At 67.5% G+C, this 17984-nt stretch carries 16 protein-coding genes; 6 read left to right on the plus strand and 10 right to left on the minus strand.

All coding sequences use genetic code 11. The features are described from left to right. Positions 1-146 precede the first annotated feature (146 nt). Both EB75_RS03415 and eccE read right to left on the minus strand, forming a co-directional pair. Positions 147-935 carry a DUF5336 domain-containing protein gene (locus EB75_RS03415; protein WP_073694075.1) on the minus strand — a complete coding sequence of 263 codons (789 nt, stop codon included), beginning with the start codon at positions 933-935 and terminating at the stop codon, positions 147-149. Between the two features lie 39 nt (positions 936-974). Further along, positions 975-2603, minus strand: a complete 1629-nt coding sequence (gene eccE, locus EB75_RS03420; protein WP_073694113.1) for a type VII secretion protein EccE — start codon at positions 2601-2603, stop codon at positions 975-977. Positions 2604-2736: 133 nt separating this feature from the next. Here eccE and eccB point away from each other — a divergent pair, with 133 nt between their 5' ends. Next, positions 2737-4245 carry a type VII secretion protein EccB gene (eccB, locus tag EB75_RS03425; protein WP_073694076.1) on the plus strand — a complete coding sequence of 503 codons (1509 nt, stop codon included), beginning with the start codon at positions 2737-2739 and terminating at the stop codon, positions 4243-4245. A gap of 20 nt (positions 4246-4265) precedes the next feature. Here the strand turns inward: eccB and EB75_RS03430 are convergent, their stop codons facing one another. Next, positions 4266-5036: a transcriptional regulator gene (locus EB75_RS03430; RefSeq protein ID WP_502689329.1), complete on the minus strand. Its 771-nt coding sequence runs from the start codon at positions 5034-5036 to the stop codon at positions 4266-4268. Positions 5037-5387: 351 nt separating this feature from the next. On the opposite strand from EB75_RS03430, the gene EB75_RS03435 reads away from it, so the two are divergent. Together EB75_RS03435 and EB75_RS03440 are read left to right on the plus strand one after the other, a co-directional pair. Then, positions 5388-5684: a WhiB family transcriptional regulator gene (locus EB75_RS03435; RefSeq protein WP_064978846.1), complete on the plus strand. Its 297-nt coding sequence runs from the start codon at positions 5388-5390 to the stop codon at positions 5682-5684. 78 nt (positions 5685-5762) lie between these two features. Then, positions 5763-6074, plus strand: coding sequence for a GNAT family N-acetyltransferase (locus EB75_RS03440; RefSeq protein ID WP_073694077.1), 312 nt, complete (start codon positions 5763-5765; stop codon positions 6072-6074). A 49-nt stretch (positions 6075-6123) separates the two neighbouring features. On the opposite strand, the gene EB75_RS03445 is transcribed toward EB75_RS03440, so the two are convergent. From EB75_RS03445 to EB75_RS03470, 6 genes are all read right to left on the minus strand, one after another. Beyond that, entirely contained in the window at positions 6124-6630 is a 507-nt protein-coding gene (locus EB75_RS03445; protein ID WP_073694078.1) for a pyridoxamine 5'-phosphate oxidase family protein, read from the minus strand. A gap of 34 nt (positions 6631-6664) precedes the next feature. Continuing rightward, positions 6665-7321, minus strand: a complete 657-nt coding sequence (locus EB75_RS03450) for an enoyl-CoA hydratase-related protein (protein ID WP_073694079.1) — start codon at positions 7319-7321, stop codon at positions 6665-6667. Continuing rightward, complete coding sequence (locus EB75_RS03455) at positions 7318-7944, minus strand: TetR/AcrR family transcriptional regulator (RefSeq protein WP_073694115.1); 627 nt, start codon at positions 7942-7944, stop codon at positions 7318-7320. Before EB75_RS03455 ends, EB75_RS03450 begins: the two co-directional genes overlap by 4 nt. 55 nt (positions 7945-7999) lie before the next feature. Next, positions 8000-9682: a serine/threonine-protein kinase gene (locus tag EB75_RS03460; RefSeq protein WP_073694080.1), complete on the minus strand. Its 1683-nt coding sequence runs from the start codon at positions 9680-9682 to the stop codon at positions 8000-8002. A gap of 48 nt (positions 9683-9730) precedes the next feature. Continuing rightward, the gene (locus tag EB75_RS03465) at positions 9731-11362 is read right to left on the minus strand and encodes a metallophosphoesterase (protein ID WP_237162773.1); all 1632 of its coding nucleotides are present in this window, start codon (positions 11360-11362) and stop codon (positions 9731-9733) included. 145 nt (positions 11363-11507) lie between these two features. Beyond that, positions 11508-11945, minus strand: a complete 438-nt coding sequence (locus EB75_RS03470; RefSeq protein WP_073694081.1) for a hypothetical protein — start codon at positions 11943-11945, stop codon at positions 11508-11510. Between the two features lie 522 nt (positions 11946-12467). On the opposite strand from EB75_RS03470, the gene EB75_RS03475 reads away from it, so the two are divergent. The 3 genes from EB75_RS03475 to EB75_RS03485 all read left to right on the plus strand — a co-directional run bounded on the left by EB75_RS03475 (position 12468) and on the right by EB75_RS03485 (position 17578). Beyond that, positions 12468-13637, plus strand: a complete 1170-nt coding sequence (locus tag EB75_RS03475; protein WP_073694117.1) for a S1C family serine protease — start codon at positions 12468-12470, stop codon at positions 13635-13637. Positions 13638-13796: 159 nt separating this feature from the next. Continuing rightward, entirely contained in the window at positions 13797-14393 is a 597-nt protein-coding gene (locus EB75_RS03480; protein WP_073694082.1) for a DUF3592 domain-containing protein, read from the plus strand. Positions 14394-14497: 104 nt separating this feature from the next. Beyond that, positions 14498-17578 (plus strand): ATP-binding protein, encoded by a 3081-nt coding sequence (locus EB75_RS03485; RefSeq protein WP_073694083.1) that lies wholly within the window; start codon positions 14498-14500, stop codon positions 17576-17578. A 1-nt stretch (position 17579) separates the two neighbouring features. Here the strand turns inward: EB75_RS03485 and EB75_RS03490 are convergent, their stop codons facing one another. Then, positions 17580-17981, minus strand: coding sequence for a hypothetical protein (locus EB75_RS03490; protein ID WP_073694084.1), 402 nt, complete (start codon positions 17979-17981; stop codon positions 17580-17582). Positions 17982-17984: the final 3 nt, after the last annotated feature.

Here is a 17984-nt window from a genome sequence, read left to right on the forward strand (position 1 = left end):
TGTGCCGCTGAGGGTCTCGTGACACGTCGGGTGTCGTCGAGTTCGAAGAGGGTGTCCCATGACTCGACGGCCGAGTCCGACGGCGGGAGTCGCTCAGGCCCGGCAGCCCCGGGCGGGGGTGTAGTCACGTTTGGTCCTCCGTGCGGTCAGTTCGAGGACGGTTCGCCCGACTCCTCATGCTGCTCCCCCGGCTGCGCTGGTGCTGCACTGACGTGCCCGTAACTCGGGATCCCGGGATCCGGTACTGCTCCGCCTGACCGCGTCCCCGCCTGTGCCTGCAGGTGCGGGGATGCAGGAGGAGCTTGGCTGTACTGCTGATACCGGTCCTGAAGCGACTCTCCGGACTCCCGCACCCCGCCGCCGCGCGCACCGGCACGAGCCTGTGCCGTCGCTGCGCTGTTGGCCCGAGCGGTGGCCTGCCCCTGCGCCTCTATCCGCGGTGGCGGTCCCTGCTGATACTGCGCCGCATACGCCTGGTAGGCCTGCGCATATTCCGCGTACGCCGCGTAATCGGGTCGGGAGTTCCCGTCGGCCTCGGCGTCCCCGCCGAGCAATAGAGCCGCCACCGACGTCACCGCCTGCAACAGATTCAGCACGATGATGACCACCAACGCCCATCCGGCCCCCTCCGCGTGAATCCAATTGCTCAGCGCCGCAAGGAAACCCGTCACCGCGGACGCGGCAACCAGCCAGCCACGCACGGACTGACGGGGCAGTAGCCCGAGGCCGGCGACCGCCGCGGACAGCACACTGAACCAGACCACCCAGCCGAGTGCGATGGGCGCACCGAAACTGACGCCGAACGTCAGCAGCCCCAATGCTGCCGCCACCGACCACAAGATACGAACACGACCGTCATCGGACTCCGGTTCCGCGCGATCGAACGCGTACCCGTCGCCGTACCCCGAGTAGTAATAGCCTGGCGAATTCGTCATGGCCCTCCATCAAACGTCCTCGGCACCCAACCTAGTACGTCAGTCAGCGGAGTTGAATGACGCTCTGATGTATCGCATCTCGTCGTCGGTGGCCACCATGGTCACCTCTGCCGAACCCGACCGGGTGCGAACCGCTACGACATCGTTGTCCCGGTCGATCAACTGCAGGCTGACATCGACATCCCGGGACGGCTTCGCCTGAGGCGGTTTCACCACGATGGAGGTGACGCCGACGCGCACCCCCTGCTCGGCCACCCCGTCGAACATCTCCACCGAATAGTTGCGTTCCACACCCGCCTGTATGGTCCCGCGGTTGAAATCGGTGACCCGCAACAGGTTCTGATCAGCGACGGCTTCGACCATGTCCCGCCATGCCGCCGGCCGGCGGGTGTGCACCCGGACGCGGGCACCCAATGCCAGTGATCGCAACACCGCCTGCTGTGCCAGGTGCAGCGTCCCACAAATCTCCACCCGCTCGATCTGGGGGCCGAACAACGGAAGGGCAACAGCACGACCATGCGCGTCAGCACCGATCACCTGCCCGCACCCCGATGCGGGCAGCGCCAGATTCGTCAGCGCGTCCTCACCCACCGCATACGCCCAGCGGTCGACCGGCCGACGCGGCGTAGGCAACGGCAGGCTGGAGGCCAGCGCCGAGAATTGGTAACCACGAAGCTGACCGAGGCCCTTCAGCCGCACCTTGGTGCGTCCGTGACTGTCGAATCGCGCCAGCCCGCGGATCTTCACGGCGCCGCTACGCTCATCGCGACGCAGCGAAATACACACAGTGGTCGAGTAGCTCGGGATGGTCCACAGCAACCCGAGGCCCGCGGTGGTGAACATCGACGGCCGCACCGAAAAGCTGCGCAGCTGGAACAGGCCCTCCTGGCAGGTGAACCAAGTTTCTTCGACGCTGTGCAGCGCCACACCGTCGGACAGCTGGTTGGTGGCCTGGGCGATCTCGCTGGCAGTCATGATATGCGGCCGCAGACCCGCCTCGGCCAGCCGGTTCGCGACCCGTCGCGTCGCGGTCCCCGCGGTGCGGATGATGCCCTCATTACCACCACCCCGATTGCGGACCGCATCTGGGCACGCAGTCGGATCGAACCGGACGGCAACCCACACAGTGCGCTGCGCGATGGCCGGCAGCGGCCCCAGCACGGCGTCGTAGATGGCGGCGATCTGGCCATGGCCGTGTGAGCGCGCGCCCTGGCTGATCACGTCGATGGAGTCCAAGGTGATATCGAACTGGTGCAGGCAGTCGGAGACCATCTGCACCGACACCATCTCACCGGACACCGTGACTCCGGGCTCCATCACGGTCATTGCCTGCGGGTTCTCCTGGATCCGCACCAGCGACAGTAGCGTCTTACCGTCCCAGTGGAAGCCGATCTGCCCGCCATCGGTCAGGTCCGCGTCGAATGGTTCGAACCGCACACTGCGCTTCTCGCGGTCGCGGCGTGCTCTGGTGAAACCTGCCCGCATGGCGACCCACCGCGGGAATGACAGACGGCGTACGCGCACCACCAGTAGCAGCGCCACAGCCAGGCCTGCCGCCGCGCCGTACCAGCCCGGCTGACGCATTAGCAGAGCGGCCGCGAGGCCGATCGCGATGAGCACCTGCACGAGCAGAAGGTCACGTAACGGCAGCGCACGCTGCGGGATGATGTCGACCGTACGCGCGAATTGTCCAGGCCCTACCGAAGTCCCCCGGCGTCGCTCGGTGCCACGACGAACTCTCACACCCGCGGTCCCCCATCCGTTGAACGGCTGTACCCTGATCGCTGATTGGGGGCCAGCCATGCCAGCGCAAGTTACCACGCGTGCTCAAGTCAACGGGTACCGCTTTCTCATCAGGCGCCTCGAACATGCACTGATTCGCGGCGATTCGCGGATGATCCACGACCCGATGCGCGGGCAGATGCGGGCCCTGCTCGTCGGCATGGTGATCGCCATCCTGATCACCGGAGCAGCCGGGGTCCTCGCCTTCTTCAAACCCATGCCGAACTTCGGTAATTCGACAATCATGCTCAGCAAGGCCAGCGGGACCATCTTCGTGCGCATCGGCGACAAGCTGCATCCGGTGCTGAATCTGGCCTCGGCGCGGCTCATCTCCGGAAAGAACGACGCGCCCAAGCAGGTCGACGACAAGTTCCTCAATACCGTTCCGCTTGGTCCCCTCGTCGGTATCGTGGGCGCTCCCACCGCAATTCACCACGGCGACGACATGGGAATGTCGTCCTGGACGGTATGCGACACCACGCAAACGCCGAAAGTCACCGAGACGGTGGGCAGTTTCGCGGTGGAAACGACAGTGCTAGGCAACAATCCGGTGCTGACTGATGACATTCGAGCCGCCACCCCGGCGCAGATGCTGCTCACCAGGACCGGGGACACCACGTTTCTGATCTATGACGGCAAGCGCGCAGCAATCGACCCAGCCAACCCGGTGCTGCACAGCGCGCTTCACCTCGGCGACGCGGAGACCCGCGAGGTGTCTGCAGGCCTGCTCAACGCGTTCCCGCTCGTCGACCCCATCCTGCCGATCATCATCGACGGGGTCGGGAAACCGACCACCTATTTGGACGCCCAGTACCGGATCGGATCGATCATCAAGACCGTCGACTCCCGCGGCGAACAACTGTATGTGGTGCTTCGTGAAGGGCTGCAGCCGATTTCGAAGGCCAGCGCGGACATCATCCGCTACGGCGATGCACAGTCGCCAACTCTGTCGGAGCCGAACACCATCTCACCTGCGGTGATCAGCCACGCCCCCGTCACTCACGTCCTACATGTCGACCACTATCCCGAGGCGTCACCGGAATTCATCCGGGTGGAACCCGACCGGGTGGTGTGCATGGCATGGCAACGCGGTAACACCGCGGCCGAGGCCACCAACCGGTTACTCGTCGGGCACCGGCTTCCGTTGCCCAAAGATGCCCAGCCGGTGCGGTTGGCGACAGCAGACGGCAATGGCCCCGGACTCGACTACGCCTACCTGAAACCCGGTACCGGGGAATACGTTCAGTCCACCGGCGGCGAACAGGACAGCCGGGCCATGGGCCAACTGTTCTACATCGCCGACACCGGAGTTCGCTATCACATCAAAGACCTGCCCACGGCCACTGCGCTGGGGACGACGGGCGTCAAGGCCGCCGACAGCCCCAACGAGGTCCCACAGTCGGCACCCTGGCCGGTGATCTCACTGCTGCCGCCCGGCCCCGAACTATCCCAGCAGGCCGCTCTGATCGCCCACGACGGAATGGCCGCCGACCCCGACGGTTTCAAGGTGAACCCGCCGAAGGCCTGAGTCGCCATCGAGCCTCGCCACTAGACCAGCTGCAGGAGCAGCTTTTCGACCAATTCCTTGTCCTGGTCGGACACCGCGGCTTCGGCCTCGGCACCCACCACGACAGACTCCGGGACCCCGGCCGCAAGCGCCGTCTCCTGAATCGTCAGATTGGCACCGCGCCGGGCTGCGTACAGCCGCTGCCCGAGCGTCGCGGTCGGGGCTTTCGCGCCGAGCAATGTCAGTTCGTCGATCCGCGAGCGCACCAGCCCCAATGCCTTGATCAGCGGCGGCGATACCGGCCCGAGCCGGGCGGCGCTCGCGGCGACGGCTTCGAGTTGCCGCAGGTCGGACAGGATCTGCGTGACCCACGGCGTGAATTCGGAATCCTCGATCGCCGGCAGGGCATCGGCCGTGGCGCCCAACGTGTTCACCGCCGCGACGACGGCCTGCGCGATCAGCGGCACCTCGCCGGCGTTGGTCAACGGCGGGGCGGGAGCGGCCTGCGCCTGGGCCGCGGCCGGCACCTGGGTAGGGGCCGGCTCGCCGCTACGGATCCGTGCGATGGTTCCCGGCGGCCACTGCAATACCTCTTCGAGGCGCAAGCGCGTTCTCTCCCGCGGCCAGCTCCGGCCTTTCTCGAAGGAGATCAGCGCTCCGGCGTTGATGATGCCGTCGGCTGCCAGACTGCGCTGACTGATGTCCAGTTCACGGCGCCGAGCGGCGGCGGCCGCACCGGCGCGCTCCATTCCGGGATCGACTGCGGGCAGGGCGATGTATTCGGTGACGTCATCGGGATCGATGTTCGGCACCCGATGTCACCTCCCATCACTTGCGGCCCGCGCTCAACACGAAATCCGGAGCGCTGTCAGCAGTCCGGTACAGCTTAGCCCGTTCCGTCCCGCATAACTATCGCGTTGACCATCACTGAACCGTATCGGTGGAGCGCCAAGCGCTTCAGTTAGACCGTACACCCCACCTGATTGTCGACTTTCGCCAGTGTTATTCCGGACTATTCGCATGATTTCTGAGCCGCAATAGCTAGCTGACCTGCGATTTTATCTAGCGCTACGGTTTACCTGTTGCGATACTGCAGTCTGGCGCTATAGATTCTTCCCAACCGCGACGGAACAGTCGCAGCGCAACAACAAAGGAGTACTCCGATGACCGCAATTGCCATGGACGGCCTGCCGCTCGGTGAGTGCACCCGGAGCCCGGAGCAGTGGACGACGATCGCCAGCGAAGAGGCCAAGAGCCTCTGCCGCCAGTGCCCGCGCCGCTGGGCCTGCGCGCGTGACGCCGTCGAACTGCCCCGCGCCGAAGGCCTCTGGGCAGGCATCGTCATCCCGGCCGAGGAGGGCCGCGGCCGGACGTTCGCGATGAAGCAACTGCGGTCCCTGGCCGAGGCCAACGGCTACCCGGTCCGCCGCCAGCGCCGAATCTTCCTCGAAGTCGCGTAGTACCCGCTGCCCACGCTGCCGTTTGAGGGGGCGGCAGCGCGGGCAGCGGCTTTACGCACGAGGGTTACCGTGGCTCCTATGGCCACTACGAGCACCACCGACAAGACCGGAGCACCGACCACCGTCACCGCCGAAGCCGGGCGATTCACCATCGCCGTCGACGGCAAGACGGTCGGGCTGATCGATTACATCGACCAGGGTGGCCGACGAATCTTCCCGCACACCGAAGTTCAGCCCGAGTACGGCGGCCGTGGACTGGCGACGATCCTCGTCGCCGAGGCATTGGACGCCACCCGGGCCGCAGGGTTACGCATCGTCCCGGAATGCTCGATGGTCAGCGGATACATCGCCAAACATCCCGAATACGCGCCGCTGGTCGACCAGGCCTGAGTGGTTTGGGCGCGCTCCGTATCGGAGAGTGATACGGGGCGCGCCGAGATCACTGCCGGTCCAGGTACTGCGCGGTCGAGCCGCTGACCGGCATGTCGGGCATGCCGAGTTTGCGGTGGTCCCAGCTGCGCATGCGGCTCGGTACGACGCGGACCGCGATGCGGTTGTTCATCATCTGGTCGACGAACGGGCGCATCTCGTCGGTGTACGGGCCGGTGTAGCGCTCCCAGACACTGATGCCGACGCGCAGGCAGGTGTCGGGATCCTCGACGATCTCGGCGGTGCCGTCGATCGACACACCACGCAGGGTGCCGTAGGTGTCACCGTCCTCGATCATCACGGTGATGGTCGGGTCCCGGCGCAGGTTGACCGCCTTCTGCGACTTGGCCTTGGTCTCGAACCAGATTTCGCCGTCGAGCACGGCGTACCACATGGCCACCAGGTGCGGCCGGCCGTCAGCCAGGACGGTGGCCATGGTCGCGGTCCGGCTGCGATCGATGAACTCGACGATCTCGTCGTCGGTCATGACGATCTTCTTGCGCTCGTTCTGTCCCACGCTCTTATGCCTATCAGGCCGCCTCTGGGGGCCGTTACTCGCCCCGCAGCGCCGCGATCGCCGGGCTGAACATCGTCGCCTTGATGGCGGCCATGGTCTGGGAATCCTTGCCCGACACCGGAATCACGAGATCCACGGCGGCGGAGACCACCGCGTCCTCGGCCGCGGCCAGCTCGACGATGCCGTACTTGGCGGCGTCGTCGCCCCCGAAGCGCCGGCCGGTGGTCATCGACGCGATGGCCGCCTGCGGCGTCAGCTTGGCCTGGATCAGCGCGGCCATGCCCGGGGTGAAGGGAATCCGGATGTCGACCTCGGGGAAACAGAAGAACCCGCGGTCGGCGCGCATGGTCCGGTAGTCGTGGGCCATGGCCAGCATGGCGCCGGCGCCGAAGGCGTGCCCGTTGACCGCGGCGGCCGTCGGGATCGGCAGCGTCAGCACCCGCGCGAACAGGGCGTGGACCCGCCCGACGTACGCCTGCATCTGGTCGCCGTGCGCCATCAGCCAGTCGAGATCCAGCCCGTTCGAGTAGAACTTCCCGGCACCGGTGGTCACGAGCCCCTGGGCGCCACCGGCGACGAGATCGTCGATGGCACTGTTGATGTCGTCGAGGAAGCCCAGCGAGAACCGGTTCTCGTCGTCGCCGAGATTCAGGATGGCGATCTTGTCCTGGTAGCTGACGGTGATGGTCATGGTTGTTTCCTCCTGGTTGGGGTGGGTTCGTCGGCGAGGACGGCACGGACAGCTGCGGTCAGCCGATCACGCGCCCAGCTGTTGCTGATTCTGTTGCGGGACAAGATGATTGCGGTCGGTAGGTCGACGATGCACACCGTGATGGCGTCGACCGCCGCGCCGTCGCGCCGGTCCCACAGGTGCGACGACAGCCGCACCATCAGGTCGATGAGCTCGCGGTCGAGGTCTTTGAGTTGGGCCGCCAGCGCTCCCGGCAGGTCGGGGCCGAGCAGTTGGTCGCGCTGCACCCGCCACACCAGTTCGGCCGACTGGCGTTGACGTTCGTAGAACACCGCGGGTGCCTGCGCGGCGGCGACGACCGCGTCCACGGGATCGGCGGCGTCATCGGCCAGCGCGGCGTCGACCAATTCCGTTTGTACGTCGAGGAATCGGCGCGCGGCACGCAGCCAGGTGCGGGCGACGAGCTCGGATCGCGAGCCGAAGTTGTGATAGATCGCGCCGTTGGAGACGCCGGCCGCGGCGGCCACCGAACGGGTGGTGACACCGGCCGGCCCGGCCTCGACGGCCAGCGACTCGGCGGCGTCGAGCACCGAGTCGAGGTCATAGACACGGGGCCGGGGCACCGGCACACCATAACAGAGCAATCGCTCCGTTACTACGCAGCGGGCGCATGGCCGGTTACGGCGGATAGATCTGCTTGATGGTCCCGTCGGCGTTGACCTGCATGTATCCGGTTCCGGGCGCCGTGGAGTGGACTGCCAGCCCCAGACCGCCGCCCTCTTCGCCCTCGATGATGAGGTACAGCTGCGAGCCGGGTTCCGCACCCAGCTGCTGCGATGCGCCGGCCATGGTGGCGGCCACCGCCTGCGTGTTGATCGCGCCGAGGTCCGCCAGCACGTCGAACGAACTGGTGCTGGTGTCCGAGCCCCACTTGTTCCAGCTGCCGCCGCGGTACATGAAGCTCTGGTCGACGTGCTTGTTCGTGGGTGAGACGCGATCCATGACCGCGTAGTCGGGGTAGACCACGAGCTTGAATCCCATGGTGTCGCCGAACTTCGCCTTGATGGTGCCGATCAGATCGGTGAGGCCGTCGGCGGTCTGCAGCTGGCTCGGTCCCGCCGGCGTCGACGCCGCGGTGGAGGCGGGGGTCGACATCGAACCGGTCGGGTACCCGGTGGTGCCACCGGGACCGGTGGGCACCGACGGAAACAGTTGCGCGCTGGGCTCTTTGGTCGCCTGAGGCTGATCGCCCGAACCGCTGTCGGACCACATCACGTAGGCGATGCCGGCACCCCCGAGGACGACGATCGTGACCAAGGCCGCGACGATCACCACCGCCGAGTTGCGCCACCATGATTGGGCCGGTTGGTTATTCGTCATCTGGGGCGGCGACCACTGCGCAGATCCGGCGCCCAGACCGTGTGCCGGGGTCGCGTACTGCGTGTGCGCGTGCGCGGGGTAGGACTCGGGGCCGGTCGTGGGGTACGGGGCCGACGGCGCGGCCCACGCCGGCGGCGGTGTCTGCTGAGCGGGCTGCGCATTCTGCGCCGGTCCGCTCAGCGCGGCACGGGCGGCACCGGCCAGGTCTTTGGTTGTGGCGTACCGCAGTTCGGGATCCTTGGCCATGCCGGTGGCGATGACCTGATCCATGTATGCGGAAATCCCCGGCCGCATGGTCGACGGCCGCGGCGGATCCGAATAGAGGTGGCTGGTGATCTGCCGCTCCATGCTGTCGCCCGGAAACGGCGGGGCGCCGACCAGACATTCGTGCAGCACGCACGTCAGCGCGTAGATGTCGGAACGCGCGTCGCACCGGTCGCTGGTGAACCGCTCGGGGGCCATGTATGCGACGGTGCCGATGGTGGCGCCGGTGTGGGTCAGCTTGGTCTCGCCGGCGGCACGGGCGATGCCGAAGTCGATGAGGTACGCGAAATCATCTGGGGTGACCAGAATGTTGGCGGGTTTCACGTCGCGGTGCACCAGTCCGACCCCGTGGGCGGCGCCGAGCGCGGCGGCGATCTGTTCGACGATCGAGACGGCGCGCTCGGGTGCCAGCGGGCCGTCAGCCAACAACTGCTGGACGGTCTTGCCGTCGATCAGCCGCATCGTCACGAACAGCCGGTCGTCGATCTCACCGAAGTCGTGGATCGGCACGATATGCGGCTCATCCAGGCCCGCTGCGGCGTGGGCCTCCCTGCGGAACCGGACCTGGTACTGCTCGTCGTCGGCGAACGTCGGAGGCAGCACCTTCATGGCGACGACGCGCTTCATCGTGGTGTCGTAGGCCTTCCAGACCTCACCCATGCCGCCGCGACCGAGCAGCTCAATCAGCCGGTACCGGCCGAACGGTGTCCCTTCCACCGGCTAACCATAAGACAGGCATGACCGCCGTACCCGGCTGATGCGTGGTTACGCACGCACCCTGCGGCGATAGGTGACCTTGTCGAATTCCCGGCCGTGTTCGTCGACCGCGGTCACGTCCATCTCGCTCAGCAGCTGCCCGGGCCGGACGTCGACGCGGATGAAGGCGTAATTGCGGAAACGCACCCGCGACCAGCCGACCGCCTCCGCCTTCTTCTTGCCGTCCGCAGTCCACACATAGCTGTTCGGAACGAAGGTGTCGGGCGCTTCGTGGCCGCGGAAGCTCTCGGGCTCGCCCGGCTGGAAGCCGTACCGTGGCCGGCCGGCGCAGCCCACGGTGTAGTACACGGTGCCGTCGGTTTCCGCGTCGACGGTCGAGTTGTCCCCGGCGACCTTGGTGGGGCGGTCGCCGCGGATCGGGTCCGTGCGTTCGTACACGTGGTTGTGTCCCTGCAGCACGAGATCGACCTGATAGCGGTCGAACAGCTCGCACCAGGCCGCCCGCACGCCACCGTCGCTGGCGTGCGAGTCGGTGGTCGAGTACGCGCAGTGATGGAAGAAGCAGACGATGAAATCGATGTTGGGGTCGGCGCGGTAGGCCGCCAGGGTGCGCTCGACCCAGGAGTTCTGGGTGCCATCGGAATAGCCGGTGTTGGACCGGATTTCGAAGCTGACATCGTTGGCGTCGAGCGACAGCACCGCGACGTTGCCGTACGTGAACGAATAGACCGACGGGCAGGCGGCCGGGCCGTTGTCCGGAAAATCCATGCGCGCCAGGTGACCGCCGTAACCGTGACTGGGGTACGAGGCCTCCATGTCGTGGTTACCGGTCGCGAACATCCACGGCGTGCTCGCCGCGCTGGCCTCGATCGAGCCCAGATAGACGTCCCACACGAACGGGTTGTACTTGTCGAAGCCGTTGGCGACCTTGCTCCCGGACGGCACGAACGACAGCGGCCGGCCGCCGCCGGACGGGTCGGCGTAGGCGATATCCCCGGCCAGAAGATGGAATTCGGGGTTCGACGCGACGATCTGGCTGAACACGTTGGCGGTGTGCGGGACGTCCGGCTCGTTGTCCGGCTTGTAGTAGCTGTCGTCGTAGTCACCGCGCTTGAGCCCCGCCGGTTGGCGGGGCACCTCATCGGTGCCCTGGTCGCCCATCATGGTGAAACGGAACGGCGCCAACGCCTTTCGCACGCTGGGCAGCGCCGTCTTGGCCGACCGCACGTCGCTGACGAAGCCGTCCTCGGTGCGCCACCGGTAGAAATGTGCGCTACCACCGGGCAGCCCGTCGACGGGTACATGGGCGTAGAACTGCTCGGCCGCCAGGACACCACGGTCGCTGGTCGGGATCTGCGTGACGAGGTTGCGCACCTCGGCCTCGATGGTCGCGCCCAACTGATCGGTGGGCCCGTGGTCGACGAACACCTTGGTACCGCCGGGATTTCGCGACAGCTGCGCGGCCAGCCGCAGCTGGCTGTCCGCGGCGCCGCCGAAGCCGACCCGCCGGTTGGCCACGCTCAGCGGCGCGTCCTGCGCGTAGGCGCGGCGCCCGAACGGCGCCAGACCCAGGGCCGCCACGGCCGCGGCGGCCGCCGACCCGCGCAGGAAATTCCGCCGCGATACCCGGTGGCGGCGCAGGTACTGCTGGTGCCAGTCGTACTGCTCGGCGATGCTCATGGTCGTCGACAAATCGTCGGGGATGCCCGTGTCCGGGATTTCACCGGCGGCGGTCAGTCGGGTCGGACGCACCAGTCGATGGTGGCCCAGCACGGTCCGTCCCGCGAGTCCGACACCGGAATCAGGGCCGATGTTCAGCCGCGGTTCACGGAACCGCGATCAACGACGCCGGGGCGCCGTACCGCTGTGGCCAGTTCTGCCATGCGACGTCCGTCGGGCCGACGGCCTGCTCCGATACCGTCCACTCGCCGCCGTGTTGGTTCAACAGCGCCGCGTAGGTCCGCGAGACGAACCCTTCGGCGGCGCCATCGGCGAGCGGTGTCCCGCGGAAGTCGAACTGCCGGCCGTCGGTGCCGCGGATACCGCCGTATACGAAAGCCCACGGCCCGGAGACGTTGATGGCCTCGACCGCAAGCGTTGCGGGCTTGCCGAGTTCGGCCGTCAGCGCCGCGACGGCCGGCGCCACGATGGCCGCTCCGGTCGGCGAACCCGGGTCGACGCCCGGGCCCGCCCCGGCCCGCGCGGCACCGATCAGGATCGACAACGACACCGTCAGCAGCACCACGACCACTCGTCGGAACATGCGGTGACGGTATCGAGGTCAGCACGAGTACGCCATACGCTGAAGCCATGAATCGCGGTGCCTGGACACCTCACGTGAGCGCGGCTGCCGCGCAGCTGGAGTTGAGCTACGTCGGGCGGGGCAACACCCTCACGTGGATCCGCGCGGCCGACCCGAAATGACACTTTTTGTGATCTGAAAAGTCTTGGGCTGTCCCGAACTCTTTCTCAGCAACGCCTCAGTTGGCGGCGGCACGGTGGAGACATCAAGCGCGAGCACGCCTGTCTTACCGACGTTTCGAGAAAGTAGTCAACGCCAATGAGACACCCGTCAGAACAGCCGACCCCCGACAACCAGCACCTCTGGTCGCGGCAGTACGCCGCTGAGCAGGAGAAACTGGTCCAGTGGAGCAATGACCGCTACCAGCGTCCCCACGCATCGGACGCCCACACCCAACCGATTCGGACTCCGTACGTGGCGCCGCAGCAGTATCCCGCCGCGCCCGTTCCGCCGGCGCCAGCTAAGCGCTCGCGCTCCGGGCTGCTGGCTTTCGGTGTCGCCGCGGTAGCCATCGCGGCGGGCGCGGCCGGCACCATGGCCGCGGTCGATCACTATGGCAGCGTGGCGCCGACGGCGCAGGTTCCGCTCGCGGCCGGAATTCAGAACCGCTCGCTGCCAACGGCTTCCGCACCCGCGCCGGCGGCGCCGGCCGGCTCCGTCGAGGCGGTGTCGGCGAAGGTCTTGCCGAGCGTCGTGAAACTGCAGGTGCAGACCGGCCAGCAGGGCGGCGAGGGCTCCGGCATCGTCCTCACCGCGGATGGCCTGATCCTGACCAACAACCATGTCGTCGCAGAGGCCAATCAGTCTGCCGCGGAACAGGATTCACTGCCCAGCGGGCTGAGCCCGAGTGGCCGGCTGCCGCGCGGCCTGACCGGCGGCGGCCAGACCAAGGCGACCGTCACGCTGGCGGACGGGCGCACCGTGCCTTTCACGGTCGTGGGCGCGGACCCGGCCGACGACATCGCAGTGGTGAAGGCGCAGGGCGTGTCCGACCTGACCCCGATCAGCATCGGCTCTTCCAAGGACCTGCGCGTCGGACAGAACGTGGTCGCCGTCGGCTCGCCGCTGGGCCTGCAGGGCACCGTGACCACCGGGATCATCAGCTCGCTGAACCGGCCGGTGAGCACCGGTGACGAGCAGACCGGACAGCAGTCTGTGATGAGCGCCATCCAGACCGATGCGGCGATCAACCCCGGCAACTCCGGCGGTGCGCTGGTCGACATGAACGGCAACCTCATCGGCGTCAACTCGGCCATCGCCTCGCTCGGTGGTGGCCCGGATTCCGGTGGCGCGCAGCCCGGTTCCATCGGCCTCGGCTTCGCCATCCCGGTCGATCAGGCCAAACGGATTGCCGACCAACTGATTTCGACGGGTACGGTCCAGCACGCCTCACTGGGCGTCCAGCTGGCCGCGAACACCAAGGCGCAGGGCGCGGCAGTGACCGGCGTCGTCGCCGACGGTCCCGCCGCCGCGGCCGGTCTGGACAAGGGCGCCGTGATCACCAAGGTCGACAATCAGCCGATCGACGGACCCGAAGCGCTCGTCGCGGCCATCCGGTCCAAGGCTCCCGGCGACAACGTCACCGTGACCTACGCCGATCCCTCCGGAACCGAGCACACCGCGGCGGTGACCTTGGGGCAGACACAGGCGTAGCTCCCCGACGCCCTGCTCCCGCATCCCTGTGAGGGTCGGGTACGCGAAACCCGAGATACGCGTACCCGACCCTCACAGGCGTTTCACGGGTATCCCAACGCCAACCCGATTCCGGGCACATCGTCGTAGCCTTCCCGTGTCGACACTTCCGGAGGGGCCATGCGCATCGAGTACGTGGTGGTGCTGATCGCTGTCATCGTCGTCGCGGATCTCGCCATTCTCCTTGCGCTGCTGCGTAAGCAGCGCGCCCGGAAAGCCGCCGCCATGATCCCGGCGACCACCGCAACAGAACTCGGCACCACCGGACGGCCCAGGGCATCCGTGGCGCCGGTCCTGGCGAAGGTGTTCCTGTCGATCGGACTGTCGTTGATGGTCGGGGCCGGAGTCTGCGCAGCGTTTGTCGCGCAATCGAATTCGTCCACCAGTCACGCCGACGGCACGGTCGTCGAGCTGGTACCCAGCGGGAGCGGCAGCAGTCCGCGGTACCGGGCGCGCGTCGAATTCACCACCTCCACCGGCAGCCACATCCGGTTCCTCAGCACCATCAGCAGCAATCCGCCACCGGCCAAGCCCGGCGAACATGTGGACGTCCTGTACCACCTCGACAACCCCCACGACGCCACCATCAACGCCTACTGGCAGGTGTGGTTCCTGCCGACGCTGCTCGCCATCATCGGCGCCCCGTTTCTGCTGGTGGGCACCGGATTCGGGATCGCCGGCCGGGCCGGGCGCAGGCGCGGCCCGGAAATCATCTGAATTAACGGCCTCTTCAGTAAATTGCCAGGTTCAACTGCGCTGCCGCAGGTCACCGGCAGATGTATCGTCTCCCCAAAATTGACTTTTGCTGTGAATCGGGGCAGATGGTCCAGTACTTCCTCTCGGGAGCAGTAGCGGCCCGGGTCGACGGCACGCCGGCAGCGCTCGGCGGACCGAAGCAGCGGTGCGTACTGGCCGTGCTGCTGGCCAATCACGGCACGGTGGTGAGCATCGACCGCCTGATCGACGCCGTCTGGGGCGACGAACCGCCTGCGAAGGCCTTGGCCTCCGTCCGTTCCTACGTGGCCAACCTCCGTCGCGTTCTCGACCCCGGCGCCGACACCGGACCCGACCAGGCCCACGACACCCGTCGCCTGGACAGCCGGCTGCAGCGGCTCGCCTCGCATCCACACGGCTACCAGTTGAATCTCCTCGCCGGCGATTCCATCGATCTGCTCAGCTTCGAGAGCCTCGTGGCGAAGGGCCGGACCGCACTCATTCGGCATTCGGCCGGCGCCGCGGTCGAGATGCTGACCGAGGCACTCGCACTGTGGCACGGAGATCCGTTCGGGGAGTTCGCGTATCACGAATTCGCCGCACCTGAGGCCATCCGCTTCGTCGCCCTGCGCACCACCGCCATCGAGGCCCGCTTCGATGCCGCGCTGCAACTCGGTGGCGGGGGCGAACTGGTCCCCGAGATCGAGGGGACCTTGGCGGAACATCCACTGCAGGAACGGTTGTGGGGCCACCTGATGCTGGCCCTGCACCGGTCCAATCGCACCGCCGACGCCATTCAGGCTTTCGAACGCGCGTGTACGACACTCGACCGCGAGATCGGCACCCGGCCCGGAGAAGGGCTGCAGACCCTGTTCGAGAAAATCCGCGACGGGGCCGCCGAATTGCGGGTCGCGCCGACGCCGCACGTCCTCGATCCCGACCCCGCGGCACCGCCACCGTTCGTCGGCCGCGACACCGAGCTCGGTGCCGTCACCGCCGCGGTGCGCCGGGCCGGCGGCGGCGCAGGCGGACTGACGCTGGTGACCGGCGACAGCGGCATCGGCAAGACGACGCTGGCGCAGGCGGCGCTCGACCGCGCCCGCGCCGCCGGGATCGCCGTGGCCTGGGCCGGTCATCCCAGCGGCGTCAAGCTGCCGCTGCTGTGGACGTGGATCCAGCTGCTGCGCCAACTGGGTGGCGAGCTCGGTACCGCCGGCCGCAAGGCGGTGCTGCGCGAGACGCCGGGCGTGGTGACCGCCCTGGTTCCCGAATGGCACGACGAGGACGACCTCAACTCCGGCAGCCGGCTCGCGCCAACAGGATTCGCGCTGATCGAGCGGATCGTGTCGGCGCTGCGCGAGCTGGCCGCCATGGCACCGATGGTGCTCGTCATCGACGACCTGCAACGGGCCGACCCCGCGTCGATCAACGCGCTGGTCCTGCTGGCTGAGGAGTTTCCGCGCGTCCCCATCCAGGTGATCGGCAACTGGACGTTCTTCGGCGCCGACCGGCCCATGAACCGGACGTCGTTCGAACGCCTCGTCCGGTCCAACGACACCGTCACGATGCACCTGGAGGGCATCGACTGCGCGGCCGCGGCGCACCTCGTCGACGCGGTCGCCGGCGGCGCGATCGCGCCCGCCGTCTCGGCGCAGGTCTGGGAGCAGGCCGCCGGAAACCCGTTCTACATCAAGGAACTCGCGCGGGCGCTCGACACCGACGGCGCCCCGCAACGCGGCCATCCCGCGCTCTCGGATGCGGTGGTCGGTGTCGTCGGACGGCGGCTCGGCGTGCTGGACCGGCCGTGCCGACGGGTGCTCTGCGCGGCAGCGGTGGTCGGACCCGAATTCAACGTCGCCGACCTGGCAGACATCGTCGACCTCTCGGTCTCGACAGTGCAGAGCCGGCTGCGTCCGGCCTACCAGACCGGGCTGCTCGACGAACTACCCGAACGCCCCGGCGCCTACCGCTTCAGCCACGGGCTGGTGCGCGACGCGCTGATCGCCCAACTCGCCACCACCGACCGCACCAGCGTGCACGCCGCCATCGCCACCACGCGGACGGCCACGCTGGCGACCGCCGCGTACGAGCACGTCATCGCCACGGCCGACCATGCCTGGCGAGCCGGTGCCGAATTGAATCCCGATGTGGCCCTTGGCATTCTCGAAACGGCCATCCAGCGGGCCCTCAATCGGTCGGCGTACCACGACGTCGCCGGACTGGCCGAGCACGCCCTGCAGATCGGTGACCGGCTGCCGGCGAAACCCGAGCACCTGGACCGGCAGGCCACCTTGTGGCTGCACCTGGCCGGCGCCCGGAACATCCTGGAGGGGCAGGCCAGCGAATCGGCCGCCGCCGCGGTCCAGCGCGCCTTCGAGATCGGCCAGGAAGTCAAGGGCCGCAACTTCTATGGCGCCATCGCACTGCAGTCCATGATGCTGTGCGCTCACGGGCGGATCGACGAGGTCGAGATCATCGCCGTCGGCCTGCAGGACCAGTACGACAAATCCACCGATCCGGTGATCGGTCTGGTCAACGACTTCGTGCACATCCTGCTCTACACGCTGCGGGGCAACACCGACCTGCTGATCGGCACCGGGCTGCACATGATGGACAACTTTCCGCCGCCCGAGACCGTCACCGACCCGCTGCACTTCTTCCATCCGCGTGTGTACTGCTGGATGGCCATCGCCGAAGCCGTCCGCGGTGATCTGGACGCCATGCGCGAATACCACCGCCGCGCACTGCATCTCGCCCAGAGCCGGGGCGACGTCTTCAACATCCTGGCGGCCAGACTCACCTACGTCGAATGCGCGGCCGTCCTCGGTATCACCGACGGCATCGTGGAATTGGCCGACCGGGTCGACGTCGAATTCTGCGCGGCGGGCAGCCCCCAGTGGGCTGCGTGTGCCCGCATCGTCCGGGTCTGGGCCCAGGTCCTCGGCGCCGGGGAGGGCGACGCGGACGTGGCGTTCCGGGCATTCGAGGAGTACACCTGCGACGGGACCACCGTGATGAACACGATGTTCCTGTGCCTGCTCTCGGACATCGAGTTGCACCAGGGCCGTCCCGACAGCGCCCGCGACCTGCTGCAGCGGGCCAGCCGCCTGGCCGATGCCACCGGCGAACACGCCTTCGCCCGGGGCATCGCGCAGCGGCTGGCCGCCCAGTCGGTCGAGCCCGTCTGAGTCAGGCCCGCGCTGCCCGGTCGGGCAGCTCCTCGCGCCACTGTCGCCAGATCGCCCGGTCCGTCATCAGGTCGAGCACACTGCCGAACCCGGACGGATATACCAGGGAGACAAGCCATTTGCGGGAATTTCCGCGACTGACCTCGCAGCCTCCCCGGTACAACTGACGTAGCCAGGTGACCGTCACCGCGTCGCGCGGGAAGTCGAAGATCACCACCTCTTCACCCGCGGAGAGCCTCGCCTTGTAGTCGGCCAGGCCCAGCCGGTCGTCAACCCACTTCGAGTACTCGGACGCAAGACACCGCACCTGGGTGTCCGTCAACTCCAGCTCGACGTTCACCACCCAGGTATCGGTGCGGCTCTTGAGGAGATATGCCTTGGACCGGGGTGGCGCGGTCGCCATTGC

This window comes from Mycobacterium sp. ST-F2, assembly GCF_001905655.1.
In the GTDB taxonomy this organism is placed as follows: Bacteria; Actinomycetota; Actinomycetes; order Mycobacteriales; family Mycobacteriaceae; genus Mycobacterium.

Excerpts from the sequence above, each read along its gene's own strand:
- EB75_RS03415 (WP_073694075.1), bottom strand. The coding sequence starts at position 935 with ATGACGAATTCGCCAGGCTATTACTACTCGGGGTACGGCGACGGGTAC.
- EB75_RS03435 (WP_064978846.1), top strand. The coding sequence starts at position 5,388 with ATGACCGCAATTGCCATGGACGGCCTGCCGCTCGGTGAGTGCACCCGG.
- eccB (WP_073694076.1), top strand. The coding sequence starts at position 2,737 with ATGCCAGCGCAAGTTACCACGCGTGCTCAAGTCAACGGGTACCGCTTT.
- EB75_RS03480 (WP_073694082.1), top strand. The coding sequence starts at position 13,797 with ATGCGCATCGAGTACGTGGTGGTGCTGATCGCTGTCATCGTCGTCGCG.
- EB75_RS03450 (WP_073694079.1), bottom strand. The coding sequence starts at position 7,321 with ATGACCATCACCGTCAGCTACCAGGACAAGATCGCCATCCTGAATCTC.
- EB75_RS03470 (WP_073694081.1), bottom strand. The coding sequence starts at position 11,945 with ATGTTCCGACGAGTGGTCGTGGTGCTGCTGACGGTGTCGTTGTCGATC.
- EB75_RS03465 (WP_237162773.1), bottom strand. The coding sequence starts at position 11,362 with ATGAGCATCGCCGAGCAGTACGACTGGCACCAGCAGTACCTGCGCCGC.
- EB75_RS03485 (WP_073694083.1), top strand. The coding sequence starts at position 14,498 with ATGGTCCAGTACTTCCTCTCGGGAGCAGTAGCGGCCCGGGTCGACGGC.
- EB75_RS03490 (WP_073694084.1), bottom strand. The coding sequence starts at position 17,981 with ATGGCGACCGCGCCACCCCGGTCCAAGGCATATCTCCTCAAGAGCCGC.
- EB75_RS03440 (WP_073694077.1), top strand. The coding sequence starts at position 5,763 with ATGGCCACTACGAGCACCACCGACAAGACCGGAGCACCGACCACCGTC.